At 67.7% G+C, this 1,451-nt stretch carries 1 protein-coding gene; it reads right to left on the bottom strand.

All coding sequences use genetic code 11. The features are described from left to right. A partial coding sequence (locus tag ACIGWZ_RS39365) for an acyltransferase domain-containing protein (protein ID WP_400072863.1) occupies positions 1-1,451 on the bottom strand: 1,451 nt, incomplete at both ends.

Raw genomic sequence — 1,451 nt, 5'->3', positions numbered from 1 at the left:
CGCTCGCGCAGCACCGTACGGTCGGCGCACTCCTCGTCCAGCACCAGACGGCGCACCTCGGCACCGTTCGCCGCGAGGGCCTCCGCCACGGCCCCGTCATCGATGCCGTCGGCCGTGACGAGCAGCCATGTCCCGGTGAGGGTCTGCTGCCGAAGATTGCTGACGGGATGCCAGGCGACGCGGTAGCGCCAGGAGTCGACGGTGGTGCGGTCGCGGCGCGAGCGGCGCCAGGACGAGAGGGCCGGCTGGATGGCGGCGACGGAGTCCTCGTCGGTCCCGAGGGTCGAGGTGAGAACGGAGAGGTCCTGCTGCTCGACGGCGGCCCAGAAGGCCTCGTCGGCCGGGTCCGCGGCGCCGGCGGCGGGCTCCCGTACGGGCGGGACGGCCCACAGGTGTTCGTGCTGGAAGGCGTAGGTGGGCAGCTCGGCCCGGACCGCACCCGTCCCCGCGAACACCCGCCCCCAGTCCACCTCGACACCACGAACGAAAACCTCACCCGCCGACAACAAAAACCGCTCCACACCCCCCTCACCACGCCGCAACGTCCCCGACGCAACACCCACCACACCCGCCCCGTCGATCATGTCCTGCACCGACATCGACAACACCGGATGCGCACTCACCTCAACAAACGCCCCGAACCCACCCCCCAACAACTCCCCCACCGCATCCGCAAACCGCACCCGCCCCCGCAAATTCCGAAACCAATACCCCGCATCCACCGAAGCCCCACCCAACCAACCCCCCGTCACCGTCGAAAAAAACGGCACCTCCGGCTCCCGAGGCTCCAACCCCCCCAAAACATCCAGCAGTTCCCCACGCAAGTCCTCAACCTGATGCGAATGCGAGGCATAATCCACCGCCACACGACGCACACGAACACCCTCACCCGCCAACACCACACACAGCTCATCCAAAGCCCCGGGCTCACCGGAAACCACCACCGCCCGCGGACCATTGACCGCCGCCACCGACACCCGGCCCTCAAAACCCCCCAGCCACGGCTCCAACTCCGCCACCGGCAACCCAACAGACAGCATCCCGCCACGCCCCGCCAGACAACGCCCGATCACCTGACTGCGCAACGCCACCACCCGCGCACCCTCACGCAACGACAACGCACCCGACACCACCGCAGCCGCAATCTCACCCTGCGAATGCCCCACCACCGCAGCAGGCACCACACCCACCGCACCCCACACCGCCGCCAACGACACCATCACCGCAAACGAAACAGGCTGCACCACATCCACCCGCTCCAACGACGGCGCACCCACCACCCCCCGCAACACCTCAACCAACGACCAATCCACAAACTCACCCAACGCCACACCACACTCGGCAATACGCTCGGCAAACACCGCAGACTCATCCAACAACTGCGCACCCATACCCACCCACTGCGACCCCTGCCCCGGAAACACGAACACCGTCTTCCCACCGACATCGGC

It is taken from the genome of Streptomyces sp. NPDC053427 (genome assembly GCF_044544985.1).
Taxonomy (GTDB): domain Bacteria; phylum Actinomycetota; class Actinomycetes; order Streptomycetales; family Streptomycetaceae; genus Streptomyces.
The sequence above is the reverse complement of the archived record's forward strand: the minus strand, read 5'-3'. Positions and strand labels throughout refer to the sequence as shown.